Origin of the sequence: Pseudomonas simiae, from assembly GCF_900111895.1 — a bacterium.
In the GTDB taxonomy this organism is placed as follows: Bacteria; Pseudomonadota; Gammaproteobacteria; order Pseudomonadales; family Pseudomonadaceae; genus Aquipseudomonas; species Aquipseudomonas simiae.
Window position 1 is genome coordinate 488226 of sequence record NZ_FOKB01000001.1, and the last position, 23201, is coordinate 511426.

19 protein-coding genes are annotated in these 23201 nt (G+C 60.0%); 11 read left to right on the forward strand and 8 right to left on the reverse strand.

From position 1 onward, the window contains the following. Positions 1-17 precede the first annotated feature (17 nt). From BMZ57_RS02205 to BMZ57_RS02215, 3 genes are all read left to right on the forward strand, one after another. On the forward strand, positions 18-1181 hold the full coding sequence (locus BMZ57_RS02205; RefSeq protein ID WP_010208867.1) for an MFS transporter: 1164 nt from the start codon (positions 18-20) through the stop codon (positions 1179-1181). Then, the gene (locus BMZ57_RS02210; protein WP_069672409.1) at positions 1178-1708 is read left to right on the forward strand and encodes an acireductone dioxygenase; all 531 of its coding nucleotides are present in this window, start codon (positions 1178-1180) and stop codon (positions 1706-1708) included. Before BMZ57_RS02205 ends, BMZ57_RS02210 begins: the two co-directional genes overlap by 4 nt. Positions 1709-1920: 212 nt before the next feature. Next, positions 1921-2190 (forward strand): response regulator transcription factor, encoded by a 270-nt coding sequence (locus BMZ57_RS02215; protein WP_010208869.1) that lies wholly within the window; start codon positions 1921-1923, stop codon positions 2188-2190. Positions 2191-2250: 60 nt separating this feature from the next. Here the strand turns inward: BMZ57_RS02215 and BMZ57_RS02220 are convergent, their stop codons facing one another. Then, positions 2251-2529, reverse strand: coding sequence for a DUF3509 domain-containing protein (locus BMZ57_RS02220; protein WP_010208870.1), 279 nt, complete (start codon positions 2527-2529; stop codon positions 2251-2253). A gap of 352 nt (positions 2530-2881) precedes the next feature. On the opposite strand from BMZ57_RS02220, the gene BMZ57_RS02225 reads away from it, so the two are divergent. Both BMZ57_RS02225 and BMZ57_RS02230 read left to right on the forward strand, forming a co-directional pair. Then, on the forward strand, positions 2882-4708 hold the full coding sequence (locus BMZ57_RS02225) for a long-chain-acyl-CoA synthetase (protein ID WP_069672410.1): 1827 nt from the start codon (positions 2882-2884) through the stop codon (positions 4706-4708). 109 nt (positions 4709-4817) lie between these two features. Beyond that, positions 4818-5333: an ankyrin repeat domain-containing protein gene (locus BMZ57_RS02230; RefSeq protein ID WP_021490800.1), complete on the forward strand. Its 516-nt coding sequence runs from the start codon at positions 4818-4820 to the stop codon at positions 5331-5333. Between the two features lie 22 nt (positions 5334-5355). Here the strand turns inward: BMZ57_RS02230 and BMZ57_RS02235 are convergent, their stop codons facing one another. After that, entirely contained in the window at positions 5356-5556 is a 201-nt protein-coding gene (locus BMZ57_RS02235) for a hypothetical protein (protein WP_069672411.1), read from the reverse strand. A gap of 472 nt (positions 5557-6028) precedes the next feature. On the opposite strand from BMZ57_RS02235, the gene BMZ57_RS02240 reads away from it, so the two are divergent. From BMZ57_RS02240 to BMZ57_RS02250, 3 genes are all read left to right on the forward strand, one after another. Then, a complete protein-coding gene (locus BMZ57_RS02240) occupies positions 6029-6559 on the forward strand; it encodes a hypothetical protein (RefSeq protein WP_010208874.1) in 531 nt (176 codons plus the stop codon). A gap of 68 nt (positions 6560-6627) precedes the next feature. Further along, complete coding sequence (locus tag BMZ57_RS02245; protein WP_003172956.1) at positions 6628-6819, forward strand: PLDc N-terminal domain-containing protein; 192 nt, start codon at positions 6628-6630, stop codon at positions 6817-6819. Between the two features lie 295 nt (positions 6820-7114). Further along, the gene (locus BMZ57_RS02250) at positions 7115-9202 is read left to right on the forward strand and encodes an LTA synthase family protein (RefSeq protein WP_047540494.1); all 2088 of its coding nucleotides are present in this window, start codon (positions 7115-7117) and stop codon (positions 9200-9202) included. Between the two features lie 54 nt (positions 9203-9256). Here the strand turns inward: BMZ57_RS02250 and BMZ57_RS02255 are convergent, their stop codons facing one another. Further along, positions 9257-9409, reverse strand: coding sequence for a DUF3309 family protein (locus BMZ57_RS02255; protein ID WP_010208879.1), 153 nt, complete (start codon positions 9407-9409; stop codon positions 9257-9259). A 338-nt stretch (positions 9410-9747) separates the two neighbouring features. On the opposite strand from BMZ57_RS02255, the gene BMZ57_RS02260 reads away from it, so the two are divergent. Beyond that, positions 9748-10563, forward strand: coding sequence for an SDR family oxidoreductase (locus BMZ57_RS02260; protein ID WP_010208880.1), 816 nt, complete (start codon positions 9748-9750; stop codon positions 10561-10563). A 129-nt stretch (positions 10564-10692) separates the two neighbouring features. Continuing rightward, complete coding sequence (gene csrA / locus BMZ57_RS02265; RefSeq protein WP_010208881.1) at positions 10693-10896, forward strand: carbon storage regulator CsrA; 204 nt, start codon at positions 10693-10695, stop codon at positions 10894-10896. A gap of 8 nt (positions 10897-10904) precedes the next feature. On the opposite strand, the gene BMZ57_RS02270 is transcribed toward csrA, so the two are convergent. The 5 genes from BMZ57_RS02270 to mnmC form a co-directional block, all read right to left on the reverse strand. Continuing rightward, complete coding sequence (locus BMZ57_RS02270) at positions 10905-11132, reverse strand: YheU family protein (protein WP_003192759.1); 228 nt, start codon at positions 11130-11132, stop codon at positions 10905-10907. A 59-nt stretch (positions 11133-11191) separates the two neighbouring features. Then, positions 11192-12376 (reverse strand): osmoprotectant NAGGN system M42 family peptidase, encoded by a 1185-nt coding sequence (locus tag BMZ57_RS02275; RefSeq protein WP_010208883.1) that lies wholly within the window; start codon positions 12374-12376, stop codon positions 11192-11194. Between the two features lie 24 nt (positions 12377-12400). Then, a complete protein-coding gene (ngg, locus tag BMZ57_RS02280) occupies positions 12401-14134 on the reverse strand; it encodes an N-acetylglutaminylglutamine synthetase (protein WP_069672412.1) in 1734 nt (577 codons plus the stop codon). Positions 14135-14137: 3 nt separating this feature from the next. Beyond that, positions 14138-15910, reverse strand: coding sequence for an N-acetylglutaminylglutamine amidotransferase (locus tag BMZ57_RS02285; RefSeq protein ID WP_069672413.1), 1773 nt, complete (start codon positions 15908-15910; stop codon positions 14138-14140). A 134-nt stretch (positions 15911-16044) separates the two neighbouring features. Next, complete coding sequence (mnmC, locus tag BMZ57_RS02290) at positions 16045-18045, reverse strand: bifunctional tRNA (5-methylaminomethyl-2-thiouridine)(34)-methyltransferase MnmC2/FAD-dependent 5-carboxymethylaminomethyl-2-thiouridine(34) oxidoreductase MnmC1 (protein ID WP_069672414.1); 2001 nt, start codon at positions 18043-18045, stop codon at positions 16045-16047. Positions 18046-18257: 212 nt separating this feature from the next. Between mnmC and BMZ57_RS02295 the strand changes: the two genes are divergently transcribed. After that, positions 18258-23105, forward strand: coding sequence for an NEL-type E3 ubiquitin ligase domain-containing protein (locus BMZ57_RS02295; protein ID WP_069672415.1), 4848 nt, complete (start codon positions 18258-18260; stop codon positions 23103-23105). The last annotated feature ends 96 nt before the right edge of the window (positions 23106-23201 follow it).

The window sequence follows — 23201 nt, forward strand, 5'->3', positions numbered from 1 at the left end:
GCGAAGCAGCCGCAGTCATGACCCCGGCCCTCCCATACTGGCGCCTCTCCAGCTTCTATCTGTTCTACTTCGCCCTTCTGGGGGCGACGGCGCCATTCCTGGCGCTGTACTTCGACCACCTGGGCTTCTCCAGCGCGCGCATCGGCGAGCTGGTGGCCATCCCCATGCTGATGCGCTGCGTGGCGCCCAATCTGTGGGGCTGGCTGGGTGACTACACCGGCCGGCGCCTGGCCATCGTGCGCTTCGGCGCGGTGTGCACCCTGGCGAGTTTTTCGCTGATCTTCATCAGCCACACGTATGCCTGGCTCGCGCTGGTCATGGCCCTGCACGCGTTCTTCTGGCACGCGGTGCTGCCGCAGTTCGAAGTGATCACCCTCGCGCACCTGCAAAAACAGACCTCGCGCTATAGCCAGATCCGCCTGTGGGGCTCCATCGGCTTCATTCTCACCGTGGTGATCATGGGCCGCCTGTTCGACTGGCTGAGCTTGGACATCTACCCAGTGGTAGTCGTGGTGATCATGGCCGGCATCATCGGCGCCAGCGTGTGGGTGCCGAATGCGCAACCTGCCAGTCACGGCAATCGTCTGGCGGGCGAGGGCTTTCTCAAACAATTGCGGAGCCCCGGCGTTCTGGCGTTTTATGCCTGCGTGGCGCTGATGCAAATGAGTCATGGCCCGTATTACACCTTTCTCACCCTGCACCTCGAACATCTGGGCTACAGCCGTGGTGTGATCGGCATGCTGTGGGCGTTGGGCGTGGTGGCGGAAGTGCTGATGTTCCTTGCCATGAGCCGCATCCTCTCGCGGTTTTCGGTACGCCGGGTGCTGCTGGCGAGTTTCCTGTTGGCGGCGCTGCGCTGGCTGCTGCTGGGCTCGTTTGCCGAGTTTTTCTGGGTGCTGTTGCTGGCGCAGGTGATGCACGCCGCGACCTTCGGCAGCTTTCATGCGGCGGCGATTGCCTTCGTGCAGCGCAGTTTTGGCGACAGGCAACAAGGTCAGGGACAGGCGCTGTATGCAGCGTTGGCCGGCACCGGTGGCGCATTGGGCGCCCTGTATTCCGGCTATAGCTGGAACCTGTTGGGGCCGACCCTGACCTTCAGCATCGCCAGCGTCGCCGCCCTGGCGGCCGCCGTTATTATCGGTTTTCGATTGCAAGAGCAGAACCAAGGAACCCTTCAATGAGTTATGTCGCTGTCTACTCCGTCGCTACATCGGATACGCCGAACAAGGTCCTGACCCATTTCGATGACATCGCCGCCACCTTGGCCGAGCATGGCGTGCGTTTCGAGCGCTGGCAGCCCGGGCCGGTCGAGAAGGGCGCCAGCGATGCCGAGCTGATCGCCGCCTGTCAGGCGCAGATCGATACCCTCGGCTACCGTGCTGTCGAGGTGCTGAGGGACGCCGGTGATCAGGCGCAGAACGCCGAATTACGTGGGCAGTTTCTCGACGAGCGCCGCCACAGCGAAGACGACGCGCGGTTTTTCCTCGCCGGCCAGGGCCTGTTCGCGCTGCACATTGGCGACTACGTATACGCCGTACGCTGTGAGAAAAACGACCTGCTGGTAATCCCGGCCGGTATGGCGCACTGGTTTGACGTGGGCGAGCACCCGCACTTTGTGGCGTTGCGTTTATTCAATACAGCGGAAGGCGGGATTCCGGAGTTCACGGGTGACGATATTGCCCGGCGTTTTCCCGGATTGGATGATTAATCGCGAGCCATCAGAAACTTCAACCCCCGTACGTTGGAAGTTGTTGTGGGAAGAAACTTAAGCTCGTGTAGGGCCTTGCTGTTTATTCTGGGGGCCACGCTTTAATCCCACGCCTTATGTAACTCTCTTCGGTAAGCACGTTTATATCATCCGTCAATAGGAGGAATCCGAAGGGTGATAGGACGTCCGCCAATAAAAAAGGAGAGAAACTAATGAGAGGCCCAAGTAAATCGTTAGCGGCCCCGTATTTGGTGCCCAACGCAGTCAGGCGGCGTATTAATCTGGCGGGCAAGCGCTTGACGCCCACGGAGCTGGAAATACTGCGCTGGGCCTCGGAAGGCAAGACGGTGTGGGAGATCAGCCAGATACGCGCCACGTCTGAAGCCACGGTGAAATTCCATCTGCGCAATATCTACGGCAAGTTGGAAGTCAGTAACCGTGTCCAGGCGATGAACGAAGCGGCGCGCAAGGGGCTTTGCTGAAGGCATCAAAAAAAGGGCCGCGACACCCTGGGTGTCGCGGCCCTTTTCTGTATCGGCTGCTTAAGCCGAGTGGTAAGTCGGCAGGGCAAAGCGGTTCTGGCTTTGCAGCATCGAAATTTGGGGCAGGTCGCTGGCTTGTTCAGCCAGGTCGCGGCGGATGGCGCTGATCACCCAAGTCAACTGGTCGGCAGTGTGCAACTGCTGGTAGGAGATCGAACGCTTGACCTGCTTGCCTTCGCTGTTACGCAGGGTCAACAGGATGCCACCGTCGGGACGTGGCTGAGTGGTGACGTCGTAGTTGGAAAATACTGAAGCGAATTTATCTTGGATCAGGCTCATGTCTATCAGCTCCGTTGGCTCAAGTTGGCAAGCATGGAGTGATAGGTGCAGTGATTGTGCCAGCTATTGATTTTATAAAATGTCGTTATAAATCAATAAGATACAAAAAGTGTAAATTTTCGATTTCGTGCAATTTGCATGAATGGCCATCATGCATCCTGCATTTTGCGTGGCTCGACACGGCTGGACGGACGCGCCATTACCCTTAAAGACTGCGCCCGCGTTGCGAAATTCCTTTTTCCATCGGTCGTTCATCGGGATACAAAACTTTTCAAATCCTGCGTGTACAGCCCAAGAGAGGCTGACGTACTTTCCTGCAAGGTTTACTAAGAATAAGAAAAAGGACGTTCCCATGAACCATTCGCCAAACGACATGATTACCTGGGGCATGATGCTGCGTAAGGTGCCCGCTATTGTCCGCGCCCTGCCACGGGTAGTGCGCGGCATGCGTGCCGCCAACGTCACCGACCCTCAGCAACCCTGCGGCCTGGGCTGGCACTTCGAGCAAGCCACCCTGCGCAATCCGGATGGCGCCGCGTTGTTGTACGCCGACCGCGTACTCAGCTACACCGAAGTCAACCAGTCGGCCAACCGTATCGCCCACCACTTGCATGCTCAGGGCATCCGTAAGGGCGACGTGGTGGCGATGTTCATCGAAAACCGTCCCGAGTTGCTGTTGAATGTGCTGGCCGTCGCCAAGTTGGGCGGTATCTGCGCCATGCTCAATACGGCGCAGACCCAGGCGGCGCTGGTGCACAGCCTGAACCTGGTGAGCCCGGCGGCGATCATGGTGGGCGCGGAATTGGTGGCTGCCTACGAGGCCGTACGCAATCAAGTGGCGATTCCCGCCGAGCGCACCTGGTTTGTCGCTGATCAACAGGCCAGCGCGCTGCCTGACGGGTACTCCGACTTGATGGCCGCCAGCACCGAAGCCCCGGTGGATAACCCGCCGAGCAGCGCGCAGATCTTCTTCAACGACCCCTGCTTCTATATCTACACCTCCGGCACTACGGGCCTGCCCAAGGCCGGCATCATGAAACATGGCCGCTGGACCAAGACCGCCGTCAGTTTTGGCAGCATCGCTCTGGACATGGGCCCGGACGATGTCCTCTATTGCACCTTGCCGCTGTACCACGCCACCGGTCTCTGTGTGTGCTGGGGCTCGGCGATTGTCGGGGCGTCGGGGTTTGCCATCCGGCGCAAGTTCAGTGCCAGCCAATTCTGGGATGACGCTCGCCGGTTCAAGGCGACCACCCTGGGTTATGTCGGCGAATTGTGCCGTTACCTGCTTGATCAACCTGCCAACGTCAGCGACCGCGATCACCGTGTGACCAAGATGGTCGGCAATGGCCTGCGTCCCGGCGTGTGGGCGCAGTTCAAGGCGCGGTACGGCGTTGAGCATGTCTGCGAGTTGTATGCGGCCAGCGACGGCAACATCGGCTTCACCAACATATTGAATTTCGACAACACCGTCGGCTTTTGCCTGCAGCATTGGGCGCTGGTGGACTACGCCCATGACAGCGGCGAGCCGGTTCGTGGCAGCGACGGCTTCATGCTTAAAGTGAAGACCGGCGGGCAAGGTCTGTTGCTGGCCAGGATCGATGAAAAGTCGCCCTATGACGGCTACACCGACCCGGAAAAGAACCGTAAGGTGATCCTCACCGACGTGTTCGAGAAGGGCGATCGCTACTTCAATACCGGTGATCTGGTGCGCAGCATCGGCTTCGGTCATGCGCAATTCGTCGACCGCTTGGGGGATACCTATCGCTGGAAGGGCGAAAACGTGTCCACCACCGAAGTGGAGAACGTGCTGCTGCAACACCCGCAGATCGCTGAAGTGGTGGCCTACGGTGTCGAAATCGAAAACACCAATGGCCGCGCCGGGATGGTTGCCATCACCCCGAGTGAGTCGCTGGCCTCGTTGGATATGCGTGAGTTACTGCAATTTGCCCACGGCCAGTTGCCACACTACGCGGTGCCTCTGTTCCTGCGCATCAAGGTGAAGATGGAAACCACCGGTACGTTCAAATACCAGAAGGTGAAGCTCAAGGAAGAGGCGTTCGACCCGGAGAAGGCGGGCAATGACCCGGTCTACGCCTGGTTGCCCGGTTCGGACTGCTATGTGCCGGTCACTGGGCAGCTGTTGGCGCAGATCCAGGCCGGACACTTTCGTTATTAAGCCGCGCTATTGAATATGCCTATGGAGGCTTTTGACAAAAAAGCCATGACAGGTGGGAACTCCCTCGCGACACTGGGCGCCATATAGAGGACCAGACAAGGAGCCCCACATGTCAGACCAAGCCAAACAAATGACCGATGACGAAGCCGCAGAGTTTGCCGAGCAGGTGTTCGACGTCGCCCGCAAAGGCGACGCCGCCATGCTTGCCGCGCTGCTGGCCAAGGGTTTGCCAGCCAACTTTCGTAATCACAATGGCGACACCTTGCTGATGCTTGCGGCCTATCACGGTCATGCCGACGCGGTAAAAGTGCTGCTGGAATTCAAGGCTGACCCGCTGATTGCCAACGACAAGAACCAGCTGCCGATTGCCGGTGCTGCTTTCAAGGGCAACCTGGAGGTGGTCAAGGCACTGATCGAAGGCGGTGCGCCAGTGGACGCGTCTTCCTCCGATGGCCGTACGGCACTGATGATGGCCGCGATGTTCAATCGCGTGGAAATGCTCGACTACCTGCTCGGCCAGGGCGCCGATCCCAAGGCCACTGATGCACAGGGCGCAACCGCGTTGGCGGCGGCACACACCATGGGCGCAGTGGATACGGCGGCGAAGTTGCAAAAACTGGTGTAGGTCGGGGAAGGCGAATCACGGGTTACAGTAGCTTGGCCCAAACATACCAAGTGAATGCACCGGTAATTTGCAGGCTTGAAAAACAGTAGTAAGCGATAAGCCAGCGTTTCAAAACAATAGGGATCGCGGCGAGCTCCTCTTCGGTGATCTCGCCGCGTTTGATCATTTTTTTGGGTCTGACGGCATAGTCAATGATGGCGCTTAATCGGAATGACTCATTCATGACTGTGTTCCATCACCAGAACTTTTTTTCGGCCTGTACTTCACGGTTGTTGGGGAAGTAGCTTTCCAATTCTTCAAGTCTCCACTTACGTAGGTACCAATGGAGTACACAGTCCAGTACCAGTGCGGGGCGATTACGAGAACGACGACTTTTTCCCATGTCATGACCATCAGTCTTTTGCCTCATAAAGGATGTCCCCAAATTCCTCGCCAACCGAGCCTCCGACATTGCCCCCCGCCAATCCGCCCGCGACCCCTCCAATGATTGCGCAACCCAGCGCACCTAACCCATGCTTTCGTATTTCAGTGTCACGGACTATAAGTAGCTGAAGGCGCAATAAATCAGCGTGTTGGAATTTCGGAATTGGACTACGTATGCACCTGAGCAGGTCCTACAATTGCGCGAAGTTGTTGTACAGGGTAGCCGGTGTTATCTTCCCGGCCCCAATTCAGCCCGCTACAGGACCACGCCCATGAAAACCGCCCTCGTCGAACTCATCAGCAAAATCAGCGCCGGCGTCATGAGCGAGGATGAAGTGGCGCGCATTGCCGATGAAGCGGCCCAGGCCTACGCGGACCCGGCGGCGTTTCTGGCGGCCAACCCGGATATCAACTACGACGACAGCTTCCCGATTCCGTTGGGGGAGTGGGTCGTGGTCGGCAGCCTGCCAGACACCGTGCTGTTCCAGGCCGATACCTACGGCGACCTGTTCGCGCAGATCGTCGCGTCGTTCGGCCCAGGCGTGGCGTTCAACCTCAAACCCAAGCAACTGGCCAAGACCGAAGACCTCACGGCGTTGAACCGCATCCAGATCCAGATGAGTGCCCTGAGTCCGGAAGACGGTGGCTATGTGCTGCTTAACTTCAGCCAACTGCTGGATGACGAGATCCAGGCCGTGCTGGTCTACGGCAACGACCTGCCGCGGGTGCTGGAGTTGTGCGCCGAACTGGGCATCAAGGGCGAGCCGTCCCTGGAAGCGCTGAAGATCGCCGTTCACGTCTGAAATAAAACGGAACCCCCACCAGGGCTGGCTATCCTACAAGTGCATGCCCTCACTTTAGGAGCGATACCATGGGTTCCACTTTTAATGGCTTGATCGGGCTGATCATCCTGGCGCTGGATATCTGGGCGATCATCAACGTATTCAAAAGCGGCGCGAGCACGGGCGCCAAGGTGCTGTGGATTTTGCTGATCCTACTGCTGCCGGTGCTGGGGCTGATCATCTGGGCGATTGCCGGGCCGCGGGGCAATGTGCGGATTTGATTATCCGATAGATCTAGACTGAGCACCGTTCGTGTGGGAGCAAGCCAGCTCCCACATTGGTTTGCGTACACCCATTAGATTTGTGTATCGAAATATTCGTTGCACGGAATTTTCACATCCCATCCAAGACAATTCGCCGGCTTCATTTCCCTGCCAGGGGCTCTAATCCCAGTGCCACTCAAGGCGGGGCAGGGGTGCGCGTTCAGTAATTAATAGCCTTGCTGCCGTTGATCGGGCACCATTTGCGCCACTGCACTACTTCGTCACTTAAACTTCCAATGGGTCCTAAAACGACATGGCAAACCCGGACGCCCTGAATCAGCAGCGAGCTTCTAATCGCCTGCTGCAACCAACCGTCAAATCCCATCTGGCGTACACACTGCTCTGTGCACTGGTCATGATGGTGATGTTCTCCCTGCTGCGCCTCGCGCTGCTGGTGTACAACCGCGAGATGATCCTCGACACGCCGGCCTCGACCTTCCTGGAAGCGTTCGGCAATGGCACGCGCCTGGACATCCGCTTCGTGATGTACGCGTTGATCCCGCTGCTGCTGGCACTGTTCAGCGTCCGCGCCATGGCCGCGCGTGGGTTCTTCCGTCTGTGGCTGACCGTCGTGTCCAGCATTGCCCTGTTCCTGGGCCTGATGGAAATGGACTTCTACCGCGAATTCCACCAGCGCCTCAACGGTTTGGTCTTCCAGTACGTGAAGGAAGACCCGAGTACCGTGATGAGCATGCTCTGGTACGGTTTCCCTGTGGTGCGCTACCTGCTGGCCTGGGCCGTGGGTACGCTGATCCTGAGCATGGCCTTTACAGGTGCCGATCGCGCAACGCGCCCGCGCGGCCCGTTCAGCGGTGGCAGCATCGGCACCCGCCAAGTAGCGCCGTGGTACACCCGCATCGCGGTGTTTATGGTCTGCCTGCTGATCGCCGTGGTCGCCATTCGTGGCACCCTGCGCCAGGGCCCGCCGCTGCGTTGGGGTGACGTGTACACCACCGACTCGAACTTCGCCAACCAGCTGGGCCTCAATGGCACGCTGTCGTTGATCGGCGCGGCCAAGGCACGTTTCTCCGAGCACCGTGACAACACTTGGAAGGCCACACTGGAGCAGCCGCTGGCGACCCAGACCGTGCGTGACATGCTGGTGCTGCCGACAGAAAAACTGGTGGATACCGACACCGCCGCCGTGCGCCGTGAGTTCACCCCGCCGGCCGAGAAAACCCTGCCAATCAAGAACGTCGTCGTGATCCTGATGGAAAGCTTCGCCGGTCATTCGGTCGGTGCGCTGGGCCGTCCGGGCAATATCACGCCGTACTTCGACAAACTGTCCAAGGAAGGCCTGCTGTTCGACCGCTTCTTCTCCAACGGCACGCACACCCACCAAGGGATGTTCGCCACCATGGCGTGCTTCCCGAACCTGCCGGCGTTCGAATACCTGATGCAGACCCCGGAAGGCAGCCACAAGCTGTCGGGCCTGCCGCAGTTGCTCAGCGCGCGCAAGTTTGACGACGTGTACGTCTACAACGGTGATTTTGCCTGGGACAACCAGTCAGGCTTCTTCAGCAACCAGGGCATGACCAACTTCATCGGTCGTAACGACTTCGTCGACCCGGTGTTCTCCGATCCGACGTGGGGCGTGTCCGACCAGGACATGTTCAACCGTGGTCTGGAAGAGTTGAAAGCCCGTGAAGGCGGCAAGCCGTTCTATGCCCTGCTGCAAACCCTGTCCAACCACACGCCGTATGCGTTGCCGACACCATTGCCGGTGGAAAAGGTCACGGGCCGTGGCAGCCTCGACGAACATTTGACGGCGATGCGCTACTCCGACTGGGCCCTGGGCCAGTTCTTTGAAAAGGCCCGCAAGGAGCCGTACTTCAAGGAAACCCTGTTTGTGATTGTCGGCGACCACGGTTTCGGTAACGAGCAACAGATTACTGAAATGGACCTGGGCCGCTTCAACGTGCCGATGCTGATGATCGCACCGGGCATACAGGAGAAGTTCGGCGAGCGTGATCACACCGTGGGGACCCAGATCGACATCGTGCCGACCATCATGGGCCGTCTCGGTGGCGAAACCCTGCACCAGTGCTGGGGCCGCGACCTGTTGAACCTGCCGGAAGGCGACAAGGGCTTCGGCGTGATCAAACCGTCGGGTAGCGACCAGACCGTGGCGCTGCTGACGGGCGACCGCGTGCTGGTATTGCCTAAGGAAATGCCGCCTAAGCTGTGGTCGTACGAACTGGGCGCCGAGCCAAGTGGTAAGGTCATTTCCGAATCGCCAGACGAGGCCGCACTGAAGCAGAAGCTTGAATCGTTCCTGCAGACAGCGACCAAGAGTCTGTTGGATAACACCGCAGGGGTGGTAGACGGTAAGCCGGACTAATCGACCGGCAATAAAAAAGAGGCCTTCAAGAAGGCCTCTTTTTTTGCCCGGCGTTTATATTTTGCCGAGCAACAACAACACCAGCAGCACGACCAGGACCACGCCCAGGATGCCCGATGGGCCATAACCCCAGCTACGCGAGTGCGGGAACACCGGCAGGCCGCCCACCAGCAGGAGGATAAGGATAATGATCAGAATAAGGCTCATGGTTTTTTTCCTTGTAGGCCTTCTTTAAAGACCGGTTGTTTAAAAAGTAGGCCCGACTTAAAACCGACTTAAATACGGACGCCTTAATAACTCCGACTGCACCTCTTCGTGGAAAATTCCCTGTTTTTTTAAAGCATTTTGCAGTGGCGCTTATTTCTTTTACTGCGTGAACACTTTCTTCTGCTTAGTTGAAAAAGATTGAACTTAGGCTACGCCTCGCTATCCGACCGAGCCCGCGGTTTGCCAGGGCTATTCATCACTCTGATGGTGGATGGGTGTGGGAAAAACCTTCGCTACACTGCCGGTTACTTCTTCCGTGAACCACAAGGCTACTTCCTATGCAAAATCGCATGATGATCACTGGTGCCGGGTCGGGCCTGGGCCGCGAAATCGCTCTGCGCTGGGCCCGTGAAGGGTGGCAGTTGGCCTTGTCGGACGTCAGCGAACCGGGCCTGCAAGAAACCCTCAAGCGTGTACGCGAGAGCGGTGGCGACGGTTTTATCCAACGCTGCGATGTACGCGACTACAGCCAGCTCACCGCATTTGCCCAGGCGTGCGAAGTGAAGCTGGGTGGCATCGATGTGATCGTCAATAATGCCGGTGTGGCCTCGGGCGGGTTCTTCGCCGAACTGTCCCTGGAAGACTGGGACTGGCAGATCGCAATCAACCTGATGGGTGTGGTCAAGGGGTGCAAGGCGTTCCTGCCGCTGCTGGAAAAGAGCAAGGGCCGCATTATCAACATCGCGTCGATGGCTGCGCTGATGCAGGGCCCTGCGATGAGCAACTACAACGTGGCCAAGGCCGGCGTGGTGGCGCTGTCGGAAAGCCTGCTGGTGGAACTCAAGCAGCAGGAAGTCGGCGTGCACGTGGTGTGCCCATCGTTCTTCCAGACCAACCTGCTCGACTCGTTCCGTGGGCCAACCCCGGCGATGAAGGCCCAAGTGGGCAAGTTGCTTGAGAGCTCGCCGATCTCGGCGGCGGATATTGCCGATTACATCTACCAGCGCGTCGCGGAAGGCGAGTTCATGATCCTGCCCCACGAACAGGGGCGGATGGCGTGGGCGTTGAAGCAGAAGAACCCGCAGCTGCTCTATGACGAGATGACCACCATGGCCGACAAAATGCGCGCCAAAGCGCAGGCGGCCAAGGGCTGATCAGGCGCTAGTCTGTCAGGCAATTTACCTGTCTTTGTAGGTGCTGCCTGTTTTCGCCGCGAGCCATTGCTGCGACCCATCCCCTGCGCGCATGGTCAAGGTCCTTTCACTATTAAAAGGACAACCGCCATGTTGGTCTTAAGCCGCGCTGTAGGCGAAGTCATCTCCATCGGCGATGACATCGCCGTACATATCCTTGAGTTGAACGGTAAACAGGTCAAGTTCGGTGTGGAAGCACCGGCCGGGGTGCATGTTCATCGCGCGGAGGTGTACCAGAAAATCCTTGAGCGCCAAGACGCCAGACACCCTCCAGTGCCTGTGCCCAACCCCTGAAACCCCGGTCAGTCGAACAGATGCTTGGGCACATCGTGCTTGAGCATCAACTGGCACTGCTCGCTTTCCGGGTCGAATACGATCAGCGCCTGGCCCTTGGTCAGCGCCTGGCGTACGCGCAGCACGCGGGTTTCCAGGGGCGTGTCGTCGCCATTGTCGGTGCCGTCACGGGTGACGAAGTCTTCGATCAGGCGGGTCAGGGTGTCGACTTCAAGTGCGTCGTAGGGAATCAGCATACAAGCCTCGGGTAATGGATCCCGGCGATGCTACTGCGCCGGGACCCCAGTTGCCAGCCTCAGGACTTGTTGCCCACCAGGCTGTCTACCGACGGCACACGTGTGTCGCTCTCCATCTGCGTCTCGTGCTCGATCTGATGACTGAACCGATCCAGGGAACCCTGGGCCGGTTGTGCATCGCTGGCGAACACCGGCGGGCTGAGAATGTAAGCGCCCAGCAAGCGACTCAGGGCCGCGAGGCTATCGATGTGGGTACGTTCGTAGCCGTGGGTCGCATCACAACCGAATGCCAACAAGGCAGTGCGGATATCGTGGCCGGCAGTGACCGCCGAATGCGCATCGCTGAAGTAATAGCGGAAGAGGTCGCGGCGTACTGGCAGTTCATTGTCCGACGCCAGACGCAGCAGATGCCGTGACAGGTGATAGTCATACGGCCCGCCGGAATCCTGCATCGCCACGCTCACCGCGTGCTCGCTGGAGTGCTGGCCGGGGGCGACGGGGGCGATATCGATGCCGACAAACTCACTGACGTCCCAGGGCAGAGCGGCCGCCGCACCGCTGCCGGTCTCCTCGGTGATGGTGAACAGTGGATGGCAGTCGATGAGCAAGGGTTCGCCACTGTCGACGATGGCCTTGAGCGCAGCGAGGAGGGCGGCAACACCGGCTTTGTCATCCAGATGGCGGGCGCTGATGTGGCCGCTCTCAGTGAACTCCGGCAGTGGGTCGAAGGCCACATAATCGCCGATGCCAATCCCCAAAGAATCGCAATCGGCACGGGTCGCGCAGTAGGCGTCCAGGCGCAACTCCACGTGGTCCCAGCTCACCGGCATTTCGTCCACCGCGGTGTTGAACGCATGCCCGGACGCCATCAATGGCAACACACTGCCACGGATCACGCCGTTATCGGTAAACAGGCTGACACGGCTACCTTCGGCAAACCGGCTCGACCAGCAGCCCACTGGCGCCAGGCTCAGGCGGCCGTTGTCCTTGATCGCGCGCACGGCGGCGCCGATGGTGTCCAGATGCGCGGACACGGCGCGGTCGGGGCTGTTTTTCTGGCCTTTCAAGGTGGCGCGGATGGTGCCGCGCCGGGTCATTTCAAACGGGATACCCAGTTCTTCCAGACGCTCGGCGACGTAGCGCACGATGGTGTCGGTAAACCCGGTGGGGCTGGGAATGGCGAGCATTTCCAGCAGGACTTTTTGCAGGTAATTCAGATCCGGTTCGGGGATGGTTCGGCTCATAAAGACTCCTAGGGTTCGGATCGTTCAGCTATGGGGAAACAGCAAATCCACAAATTTCTCCGCGGTAGGCTGCGGTTCATGATTGGCCAGGCCGGCCCGTTCGTTGGCTTCGATAAACACGTACTCGGGTTGATCGGCAGCGGGCACCATCAGGTCGAGGCCCACCATGGGGATGTCCAGGGCGCGGGCGGCGCGCACGGCGGCGTCCACCAGCGTGGGGTGCAATATGTCGGTGACGTCTTCCAGGCAGCCGCCGGTGTGCAGGTTGGCGGTGCGGCGCACGGCCAGGGTCTGGCCACGGGGCAGGATGCTGCTGTAGTCGAAACCGGCGGCGTGCAAGGTGCGTTCGGTCTCACCATCCAGGGGAATTTTGCTTTCGCCGTCGGTGGCAGCCTGGCGGCGACGGCTTTGGGCTTCGATCAACGCGCCGATGGAGTGATGGCCGTCGCCGGTCACCTCGGCAGGACGACGGATCGCCGCGGCGACCACCTCGAAACCGATCACCAGGATGCGCAGGTCCAGACCTTCGTGAAAGCTCTCCAGCAACACACGGCTGTCGAACTGGCGCGCGGTTTCAATCGCCTGTTGCACCTCTTCGATGCTCTGCAAATCCACCGCCACGCCCTGGCCTTGCTCGCCATCCAGTGGCTTGACGACGATACGCTGGTGTTCATCGAGGAAGTCCAGGTTGTCATCGGCGCTGCCTGCCAATTGCTGCGACGGCAGCTTTAAACCGGCGGCTTTCAGCACTTTATGGGTCAGGCTTTTGTCCTGGCACAGGGTCATGCTGATGGCGCTGGTCAAATCGCTCAAGGATTCACGGCAACGCACGCGACGCCCACCGTGGCTCAAGGTAAATAACCCGGCATCCGCATCATCCACCTGTACGTCAATACCACGCCGGTGGGCCTCCTCGACAATGATCCGCGCATAGGGATTGAACCCCGCCTGCGGGCCCGGGCCGAGGAACAACGGCTGGTTGATGCCGTTCTTGCGCTTGATCGCAAAGGTGGTCAGCGCGCGGAAGCCGAGCTTGGCGTAGAGGTTCTTGGCCTGACGGTTGTCGTGCAGCACCGACAGATCCAGGTAACTCAGGCCACGGCTCATGAAGTGTTCCACCAAATGGCGCACCAACACTTCACCCACCCCGGGCCGGGTGCATTGCGGGTCGACCGCCAGGCACCACAGGCTGCAACCGTTTTCCGGGTCGTGAAAAGCTTTCTGGTGATTGAGGCCCATTACGCTGCCGATCACGGCGCCGCTGTCTTCATCCTCGGCCAGCCAATACACCGGGCCACCTTGGTGGCGTGGGGTGAGGCGTTCGGCGTCGACGGGCAACATGCCGCGCCCTTGATACAACTGATTCACTGCCAGCCAATCCGCCTCGGACTGCACCCGGCGAATGCGGAAACCGCGAAATACCCGAGTCGCTGGGCGATAGTCGCTGAACCACAGGCGCAAGGTATCAGACGGATCAAGGAACAACTGCTGCGGATCAATCCCCAATATCTGCTGGGGCGCGGCCACGTAGAGCGCGATATCCCTTTCGCCAGCCTGCTCGTTGAGCAACTCCTGGGCGAGGCTGGCGGGGTCTGGAAATGTATGACCGATCAACAATCGGCCCCAACCGCAATGCACGGCAATCGGTTCGGCCGCCAAGGGGCTACCATCTTCGGCCAGGCGCGCTTGCAGGCGCTCGTAAGTGGGCGCCTGGCCTTTGAGCAAGCGTTGGCTGTAAGCCGCTGCGTGGGGTTTCATTGATCAGATTCCTTGTTCGCTGAGCCACAGGTTCAGCGCCGCCAGTTGCCACAGCTTGGAGCCGCGCAGCGGGGTCAGTTGGCCTTGCGGGTCGGTGAGCAAGCGGTCGAGCATGGTCGGGTTGAACAGGCCGCGATCCTGGCTCGGGTCGAGCAGCAGTTCACGCACCCAGTTCAGGGTATCGCCCTGCAAATGCTTGAGGCCCGGCACCGGGAAGTAGCCTTTCTTACGGTCGATGACTTCGCTCGGAATCACGCGGCGCGCGGCCTCCTTCAAGACTTGCTTGCCGCCGTCGGGCAGTTTGAACTGGCCGGGCACGCGGGCCGAGAGTTCGACCAGGCGGTAATCGAGAAACGGCGTACGTGCTTCCAGGCCCCAGGCCATGGTCATGTTGTCGACGCGTTTGACCGGGTCATCTACCAGCATCACCGTGCTGTCCAGGCGCAGAGCCTTGTCCACGGCGGCGTCGGCGCCGGGCATGGCGAAATGTTCGCGCACGAAGTCGCCGGCGGCATCATTGGCAGTCAGCCATTTCGGCGCGACAGTGGCCGCGTAATCGTCGTAACTGCGGTCGAAAAACGCGTCGCGGTAAGCGGCATAGGGATCGCTCGCGCCGTCCACCTGCGGGTACCAGTGGTAACCGGCGAACAGTTCATCTGCGCCCTGGCCGCTCTGCACCACTTTGCAATGCTTGGCCACTTCCCGCGACAGCAGGTAGAAGGCGATGCAATCGTGGCTGACCATCGGCTCGCTCATGGCACGGAACGCCGCCGGCAATTGCTCGATGATCTCGCTTTCGGCGATGCGTAACTGGTGGTGGCGGGTGCCATAGTGCTTGGCGATCAGGTCGGAGTACTGGAACTCGTTCCCGGCCTCGCCGCCGGCGTCTTCAAAACCGATGGAAAATGTCGACAGATCCTGCACGCCCACTTCCCGCAGCAGGCCGACGAGCATGCTTGAGTCGACGCCACCGGAAAGCAGCACGCCCACATCCACCGCCGCGCGTTGGCGAATGGCCACGGCTTCGCGCGTGCTGTCGAGGACGCGGTCGGTCCAGTCTTCCAGGGTCAGGTTTTTTTCATCTTCATGTGGGCCGTAGGGCAGGGTCCACCAGGGTTTCTGTTCTGTCTTGCCGCTGGCGTCGATGCGCATCCAGCTCGCCGGCGGCAGTTTTTCAATGCCCGCCAGCAAGGTACGCGGCGCAGGCACCACGGCATGGAAATTCAGATAGTGATTGAGGGCGACCGGATCGAGGATCGGGTTGATATCACCGCCCTTGAGCAGCGCGGGCAATGCCGAGGCGAAGCGCAGGCGCTGGCCGGTGCGCGACAGGTACAAGGGCTTCACCCCAAGGCGGTCGCGGGCAATAAACAGTCGCTGGGCATCACGTTCCCAGATGGCAAAGGCAAACATGCCATTGAGCTTGGGCAGCAGCGCCTCGCCCCAGGCGTGATAACCCTTGAGGAGGACTTCGGTGTCGCCACCGGAATAGAAGGCGTAGCCCAAGGCTTCCAGCTCTTGACGCAATTCCGGGAAGTTATAGATCGCGCCGTTGAAGGCCAGGCTGAGGCCGAGCTGCGAATCGACCATCGGTTGGGCTGAGCCGTCCGAAAGGTCCATGATTTTCAGGCGACGGTGGCCCAGGGCAATCGGCCCTTGGGCATGAAAGCCCCAGGCATCAGGGCCGCGTGGGGCCAGGTGATGGGTGATGCGCTCAATCGCAGCCAGGTCGGCAGGTTGGGCATCGAAACGTAATTCTCCAGCTAATCCGCACATAAATTCCTTACCGGTTTTTCCGTTGGGGAGGGGCCATTCTCAATACGCCCAAAGGGCGCGTACCCAGAAACTGACCCAGTGCTATCCGCGGAGTTTTAGACCAATAAGTTATAAGGCAAATAGCCGTGATGGCTTCAATGCCGCTCTTTGTTGACCGTTGACTTGCCTCTCACCAACGCGCGCAGGGCAAACCGATTCGGGTGGCACGCCTCGGCTACGCTGGCCGGAACCGGCAGCGGTTCGTCATTCAGCCAGGCGGCGAGCAACTCGCCACAGAGTGGCGCGGTGATCAGCCCGCGAGAGCCGTGGCCGCTGTTGATGTACACCCCCGGCAGCCACGGGCAGGGCATGTCCGGTACCTGGCGGGCATCTTTACTCAGTACCGCATAAGTGCGCTGGAACGCCTCGGTGTCGGCCAATGGCCCGACGATTGGCAGGTAGTCAGGGCTGGTGCAACGAAACGCGGCACGGCCCTCCAGTTGTTCAGGTACCAGTTGATTGGCCCCCAGGCGCTGCACCAGGTCTTCGGAAATCTCGCGCAGCATCGCCAGGTTGCCGGCATGTTCGGCAACCGTTGGTGTGAGGTCGTCATTGTTGAAATCAAAGCTGGCGCCCAAGGTGTGTTCGCCACGCCGGGCTGGCGCGACATAACCCTCGGCGCAGACCACCGTGGCCAGGGCCGCACTGGCCGTTGTTTGCGCCAGCCGAGTGATTTGCCCGCGAATACGCTTGAGCGGCAAGTCAGCGCTCAGCGCGAATCGCTTGATGTCGGCAGCCCCGGCGAGCACGACCACCGCGGCGCTGGCCAGTACCCTGTCGCCGTCGCGGGCTTGCCACTGGTCGTCGACACGGTGCAACTCAAGGGCCTCATGATGAGTGAGTACCTTAATCAGCGGATGCGCCGCTTGCCATTGGCACAGCGCCGGAGGATGCACCCAGCCACCTTCCGGGAAAAACAGACCGCCCTGGGCCAGCCTGATCCCCGCCTGTTGTTGAGCCTGATTACGGTCCAGCAGGTGCAGCAGGTCCGGTGCGAACGCGTGTGCAAGCTGTGCCTGGCGTTCGGCTTCCTTGGCGTTGAAGGCCAGTTGCAGCACGCCGCAGCCGTCCCAGTCGACGCCACGGTGCAGGTGCTCCAGCAGGCGCCGGGTGTGACTGAATCCAGCGACGATCAGTTGCGACAGCGCTGTGCCATGGGCCGACAGCTTGAGGTACAGCACGCCCTGCGGATTACCCGAGGCCTCCTGGGCCAGGCTCGCGTGGCGCTCCAGCAGGCTGACTTGCCAACCGCGTGCCGCCAGGCTGGAGGCGGTGGCGCAACCGGCCAGGCCGCCGCCGATGACCAGCGCGTGCCGTTCGCCCGCTAACGCCGCAGGGCGCGCAAACCATGGTTTGGCAGCGGACGGTGCGGGTGCGTCCGCCGGCCAGCCGAGGAATTCGCCGCGCAGGATCTCCCACTTGTGGCCAATGCCCGGTGTGCGTTTCATTTTGAACCCGGCGGCATTGATCAGCCGGCGTACCCAACCGGTGCTGGTGAAGGTGCTGATGGTCGAACCTGGAGCCGCCAGGCGCGCCAGTTCGGCAAACAGCTCGGCGGTCCACATTTCCGGGTTTTTCGCCGGGGCGAAGCCGTCGAGAAACCACGCATCGACCTGTGCGTCCAGTTGTGGCAACTGCTCCAGGGCATCGCCGATCAACAGGGTCAAGGTCACGCGACCGTTATCCAGCACCAGGCGCTGGAAACCCTTGTGAATGGCGATGTACTGGGCCAGCAGTTGCGCGGCCAAGGGCTGCAACTCGGGCCAGAGGGCGAGGGCACGTTGCAGGTCGGCGCGACTCAACGGGTACTTTTCTACGCTGACAAAGTGCAGGTGCGCACCGGCTACCGCGTGTTGTTCAAACAGTTGCCAGGCGCATAGGAAATTCAAGCCCGTGCCGAAACCGGTCTCGCCAATCACCAACCGACCGCCCACCGGCAAGGCGGCAAAGCGCTCTTGCAAACGGTTCTGCTCAAGGAACACATAGCGGGTTTCTTCAAGGCCCGACTTGTCGGAGAAGTACACATCGTCGAAGACTCGCGAACGCGGGCGGCCTTGGTCGTCCCAGTCGAGCTGGGCGTGGGTTACGGGGTTCATGGGCGGCTCATAAAAATAACGCAGGCAAAGGCAAGGCGGCCATTCTAGCCGATCACGCGCCACAGGGCTGATCCAGGGTGGTAGCCCTACAGTTTTTGCATGGGAAATACTGCTGTGCGCGCCCGCCAACCCATCAACAATCAGCGTTAATTCCGCGCAGGCCGCTGCGGTATCGTCATTCCTTGATTTTCTGGCAATAAAGGATATTGCTGATGCGGCCCAAGGATGATTTGAATAACAAGTTGAACCAGTTGACCCAGAGGCAACTGCAAGCAGCTTTACTGGAAATGACCGGCGATCTGGACAAGGCCCAACTGCTGCAAAAAAAGCTGCCGGGTTGGATGGTCAATGCGCCGCCTGGCGTGCTGCAAGCACTGGAGAGAGAGGTCGTACAGGTGGCCGGTGCCCAGGCGAGCGTCGCCGAGCGCATGAAGCCCTTGCAGGCGCTGGATGAGTTTTGCAATGAGCGGCTCAAGGACTACTGCCAGACACGGTGGCAGTTGACGCTGGAGCCCAAAAAAGATCGCTTCGTGCGTGCTGTGAACGAGTACGAGACAGAGCTTTTACCGTTGCAGTACGTGAAAAAGGTGAGGCTGGTGCGGGACAGCCTGTTGCATGTGGCGATGCAGAACTTTTCTGAGCAAGAGGCGCAAGCGCAACACTATCCGGCAGGGTCGTTGCTGCAGTCGGGGTCTGCGGCGGGGGAGGTCATCGGCCTGTCACCCCATGCGTTTGCCCAGGGGTGTCGGGCCCTGGATCTTGGCCGCTTGTATCAGCAGCACATCCGTGACGTGCTCAAACTGGACAGCGCCCCGGCGAGTGATGAGCCCTACATCAATGATGTGGCGACCGATATTGGCCGGATGAAAACCCTGGATATGAAAATCGATACCCACATCGCCCTGATGCGGGGGGATATCACCCAGGCCACCTATGGGATACTGTGCACATTGCTGGACCGCTCACTCACACCGTCCCAGGCTCAGGCGGCAGGGGTGCGGTTTCAAGGGCTTCCGGTCATTTGGCAGGGGTTGAATACACAGGGCGGTTGCTTGTGGAGCATCCTGGTGTTCTCGGGTCGATCGATTGTGCAATACCCGCATGAGCCTTGTGTGGTGTATATGCCCAATGAGCCCGAGCGGCCATTGTTTGAGTATTCCTCGCTGGACGATTTCCAGGTCTACCTCAAACGCAAGAGTGAAGTGGCGACCTACCGTACCTTCTTTAGCCGCTACCTGAGTCAGGGCGACCGGGCCGGTTTCTTTAGCCGTTTCGAACATGCCCACACGCTGGGGGTGCTGCAAGAAAACCGCATTACGGTCAGCCTGGCGCAGCATTTTTTCGACGCTTACACAGCAAAGCTGCAAGCCGATGCTCGGGCGCTGGCGGTGCCGGTGGCTGACGTGGATGAAGAGGTCCGTGAGCAGCGCTTGCAGGCGTACCTGGATGCCGGGGTGACGGTGCTCAACCTCGCCGGGTTTGTCGTCCCGGAGCTGGGGATGTTGATGACGGGCGTGGCGCTGGGCCAAATGCTCGGGGAGCTATATGAGGGCATTGAAGATTGGCGCCGGGGTGACAAGGAAGAGGCGTTCAAGCAGTTGGCGGGGGTGGCGGAAACTATCACCTCGATGGTGTTATTCGCGGCAGGGAGCAAGGTGGTCGGGTCGGTACTCAAGCGCAGCGGCCTTAGCCTGGACAGCTTTTTTGGTAAGTATGAAGTGGTTCGCCCGGCTGATGGGAACCAGCGGCTGTGGCGCCCCAATTTCATCCAGTACGCCCACGATCGGAGCCTTATCGACGACGAGCCGGCGGACGCCTCTGGCGTCTACAAGGTGGAGGGGCATTCATATGTCGTGATCAATGATTGTGTGCACCGGGTTTCGTTCGACGCCAAACTGGGTCAGTGGCGGGCACACCACCCGGCTCGGCACACGGCTTATCGCCCCGAAGTGCTGCATAACGGTGAGGGGTGTTGGCGTTTTGCGTTGGAAAAACCTGACGAGTGGGACGACCCCGAGTATCTCTTTTCACGCTTGAAACCGACGGGCCCCGGCGCCTCGCTCCCGCCAAGGAAACTTCTACAGATCAAGTCCATTATGGACAAACCCCACGATTGGGGCGTCTATCAGGCCCAGGAGTGCTTACCCTTTCCCGCACGCTTTCGCGACCTGTACGAGCGTTTCAGGCTGGATCAGTCCATTCGCGATTTGATCTGGCAGTTGGAAAACGGTGCCTCCCCCAGCCTCGAAAACTCAACCGTGCAGATGCACGCCTTGCCCCTGTTACAAGGGTGGCCTGAGGGACGCTATTTTGAGCTGCTGGATGCCCAGGGCAGCGTCAAGGCCCGCTACCCCGCCAACGCAGCGTCTAACCCCGTGAGCCTGCGTTTGCCGGTCACCGAGCAGATGCTCAGCGAGGGGAAAGTGTTCGATGTGCTGTTGTCCGGGTTGGATGAGCCACAAAAAGTCGCCCTGCTGGGAGAGGGTGTTGCGGCCGATCATGAGCACGCGGTGCTGTCCCGTCAGTTGCTCGCGCAGCTCAAGGCTGATCACAAGCCGTTGTTTGAGCAGCTGTATCAGGCCTATGACGGCCCAGTCCCGCCTGAAGGGGCGTTGCTCCGACGTGCCTATCCGCAATTGCCCTGTACGCTACTGCGCGAATTGATGGCCGAGACCTCAACGGTGCAGCGTGAGTCCCTGCATGATAATCAACGGATTCCCATGGCACTGGCCGAGGCAGTGCAACGTGCCCGTGGGGAGCAACGCCTGGACCGCGCCCTGATGGGGTTTGAGCAGCCAGAGTTGGCCAGCCTGGATACTGCGCTCCTCGCGGTCCGGTCAATGCCGCGTGTAGCGGGGTGGGGGCGGGAATTGCAGCTCGAGTTGCGCCAGGATTCGCCACAGGGCGAGTTGCTGGCCTTGGGCGCACTCACTGGGGCCAGCGTGCGGCGAGTCGTGGTCAGATCGGACGCCGGGTTTGAAGCGTTCAATGACAAGGGCCTGCGTATCGGTGGGCCTTATGCCGGACCGGACGGCCTGTTCGAGGCAATTGATGCGGCGCTGACGGGTCGCCAGCGGGTGGCACTGGGTTTACCACCCGAGGAGGCCAGCAACCTCTGGCGGTTGCGCTACATGTGCGCGTCGCAGGCGAAGGGGGAACGGGAACTGGCCGCCGAAGCGTTTTCCGGCAAAGTCAAAGAGCCCGTGCTGGAGGCAGCGTCCTGCAGAATGGCCGACTCGCCGACGGGGCCGTTGGTTCATCCGCCCGCGCTGGTGCGTAAGGTGAAAGGGTTATACCCCTTGTTCAGTGACGGGCAAGTGTCGTCGTTGCTGATGGCCTTGGGCGCTGACCATCTTTCCCGGGCCAAGGCGGTAAAGCGTCTGGAGGCAGAGCTGGCTCATTTGCGAGCACTGCTCAGGCACTGGAAGAGCGATATCCAGGGCCTGGATAAACAGCCGGGCCTGAGTGACATCCGGTATAGCCGCGAGCAGGTGGCAGAGCGCCTTGAGGCCTGTTGGCGACGTCAAAGTTTTGCTCTGAATGAACACCAGACGTCCGTACCCAGTTTAAACCTGGACGGGATGCGCATTGGTTCGTTGCCGACGCTGCCCCCTGAAATCCGTTTCGACCATGTCGAGCAGCTGTCACTCAAGAACATGCAGTTAGGCGATGATGTCGCTTATTTCCTGAAGTGTTTCAAGGGGCTGAGGCGTCTGGACCTGGACCGAAACCGTCTGACCCGATTACCGGAAATACTCTCACGCATGTTGGCGCTCGACAGTCTGTCGATGCCCCGCAACCGGTTGGCCCTGACCGAATACACCCGGGTGAAATTGGCTGACATGAGCACGTTGCGGAGGCTGGACTTGAGCCACAATCCCCTGGAAAAGCTGGTGGATGTCGGCAAGATGCGTGATTTGCATACGCTGTTATTGCAGGACACAAAAATCACCGACCTGCCCGTAGGGCTCGGGCGGCTGGCCCAGTTGGAGCAAATGGACCTTCGCGGCAACTCGATCACGGTGCTGCCCGAGTGGGTGTTTACCACGCCGCGTAGTTTCAGCCAGTCGGTTAACCTGGGCGGTAACCCGTTATCCCGTTCGACGGTCGAGGCACTTGAGCGTTATCGCGACGAAGTGGGGATTGGCATGGGGTATGTCGAGGACGATCAACCCCGCATGACTGAGTTGAAAGCCAGGGCGTTATGGTTGCCAAAGGACACGGCCAGCCGAGATGCCCACAAACGTGCGGTTTGGGCCAACCTTCGCGACGATCCGGAATCGGCACCATTGTTCGAGTTGCTGGCCCAACTGTCAGCGACTGCGGACAGTCGTTACGTACGCGAGGATTTGACCCGGCGCGTCTGGGAGGTCTTGCAGGCGACCCATGACAGTGTCGGGCTGCGTGAGCGGGTCTTTCAACTGGCCGCTCATCCGGCGAACTGTTCAGATGGGACTGCGCAGATTTTCAGTCAGTTGGAAGTCTTGAAGGAGGTTGAGAGCGCGACGCTCCAGGCTGGTCGCGCGCAGGGCAACTCCGGGGCGCTGTTGAAGTTGAGCCGCGGTTTGTTTCGCCTTAGCGAGCTGGAAAAAATTGCTTCGACCTACGCTGCCGAACACTTTTCTGTGGACCCGCTGGAAGTCAGCCTGGCATTCCGGGTCGGCTTGGCCCAGTCCCTGCAATTGCCGGGGCAGCCCAAGCACCTGAATTTTGCACTATTCGCCAATGTGACCAACGAGGGTCTGGAGGTGGCGCACTCCCAAGTGCGCACGGCAGAACTCTCACCTGCATTCCTGCGTTTCATTACACAGTTAGCGTTCTGGAGAGCCCACCTTAAACAGCAATTTCCTGATGCATTCCAGTCAGCGACAGCGTCATTCGATTCGCGGCAGCAAACACTCTTCGAGAACAGCCAGAACCTCACCGACGCGCAATACCTCGAGCAAATGGAGGCCCTGCGTTCGCCGCGCCGGCGAGCAATAAGCGGCGTGGTGGAACGCCTCACGCAGCAGATGTTGAAGGATCAGGACCTGGGTATTTGCCACGTTCCGGGGAATTAGCCGTCGCCCCCGATGATTGATCCACGGCAAGCCTGTTGGAATTCCTTGACTGGCGTGGTGCCCAATCCGCTAGTCTTGAGTCATCTTGAAACGGAG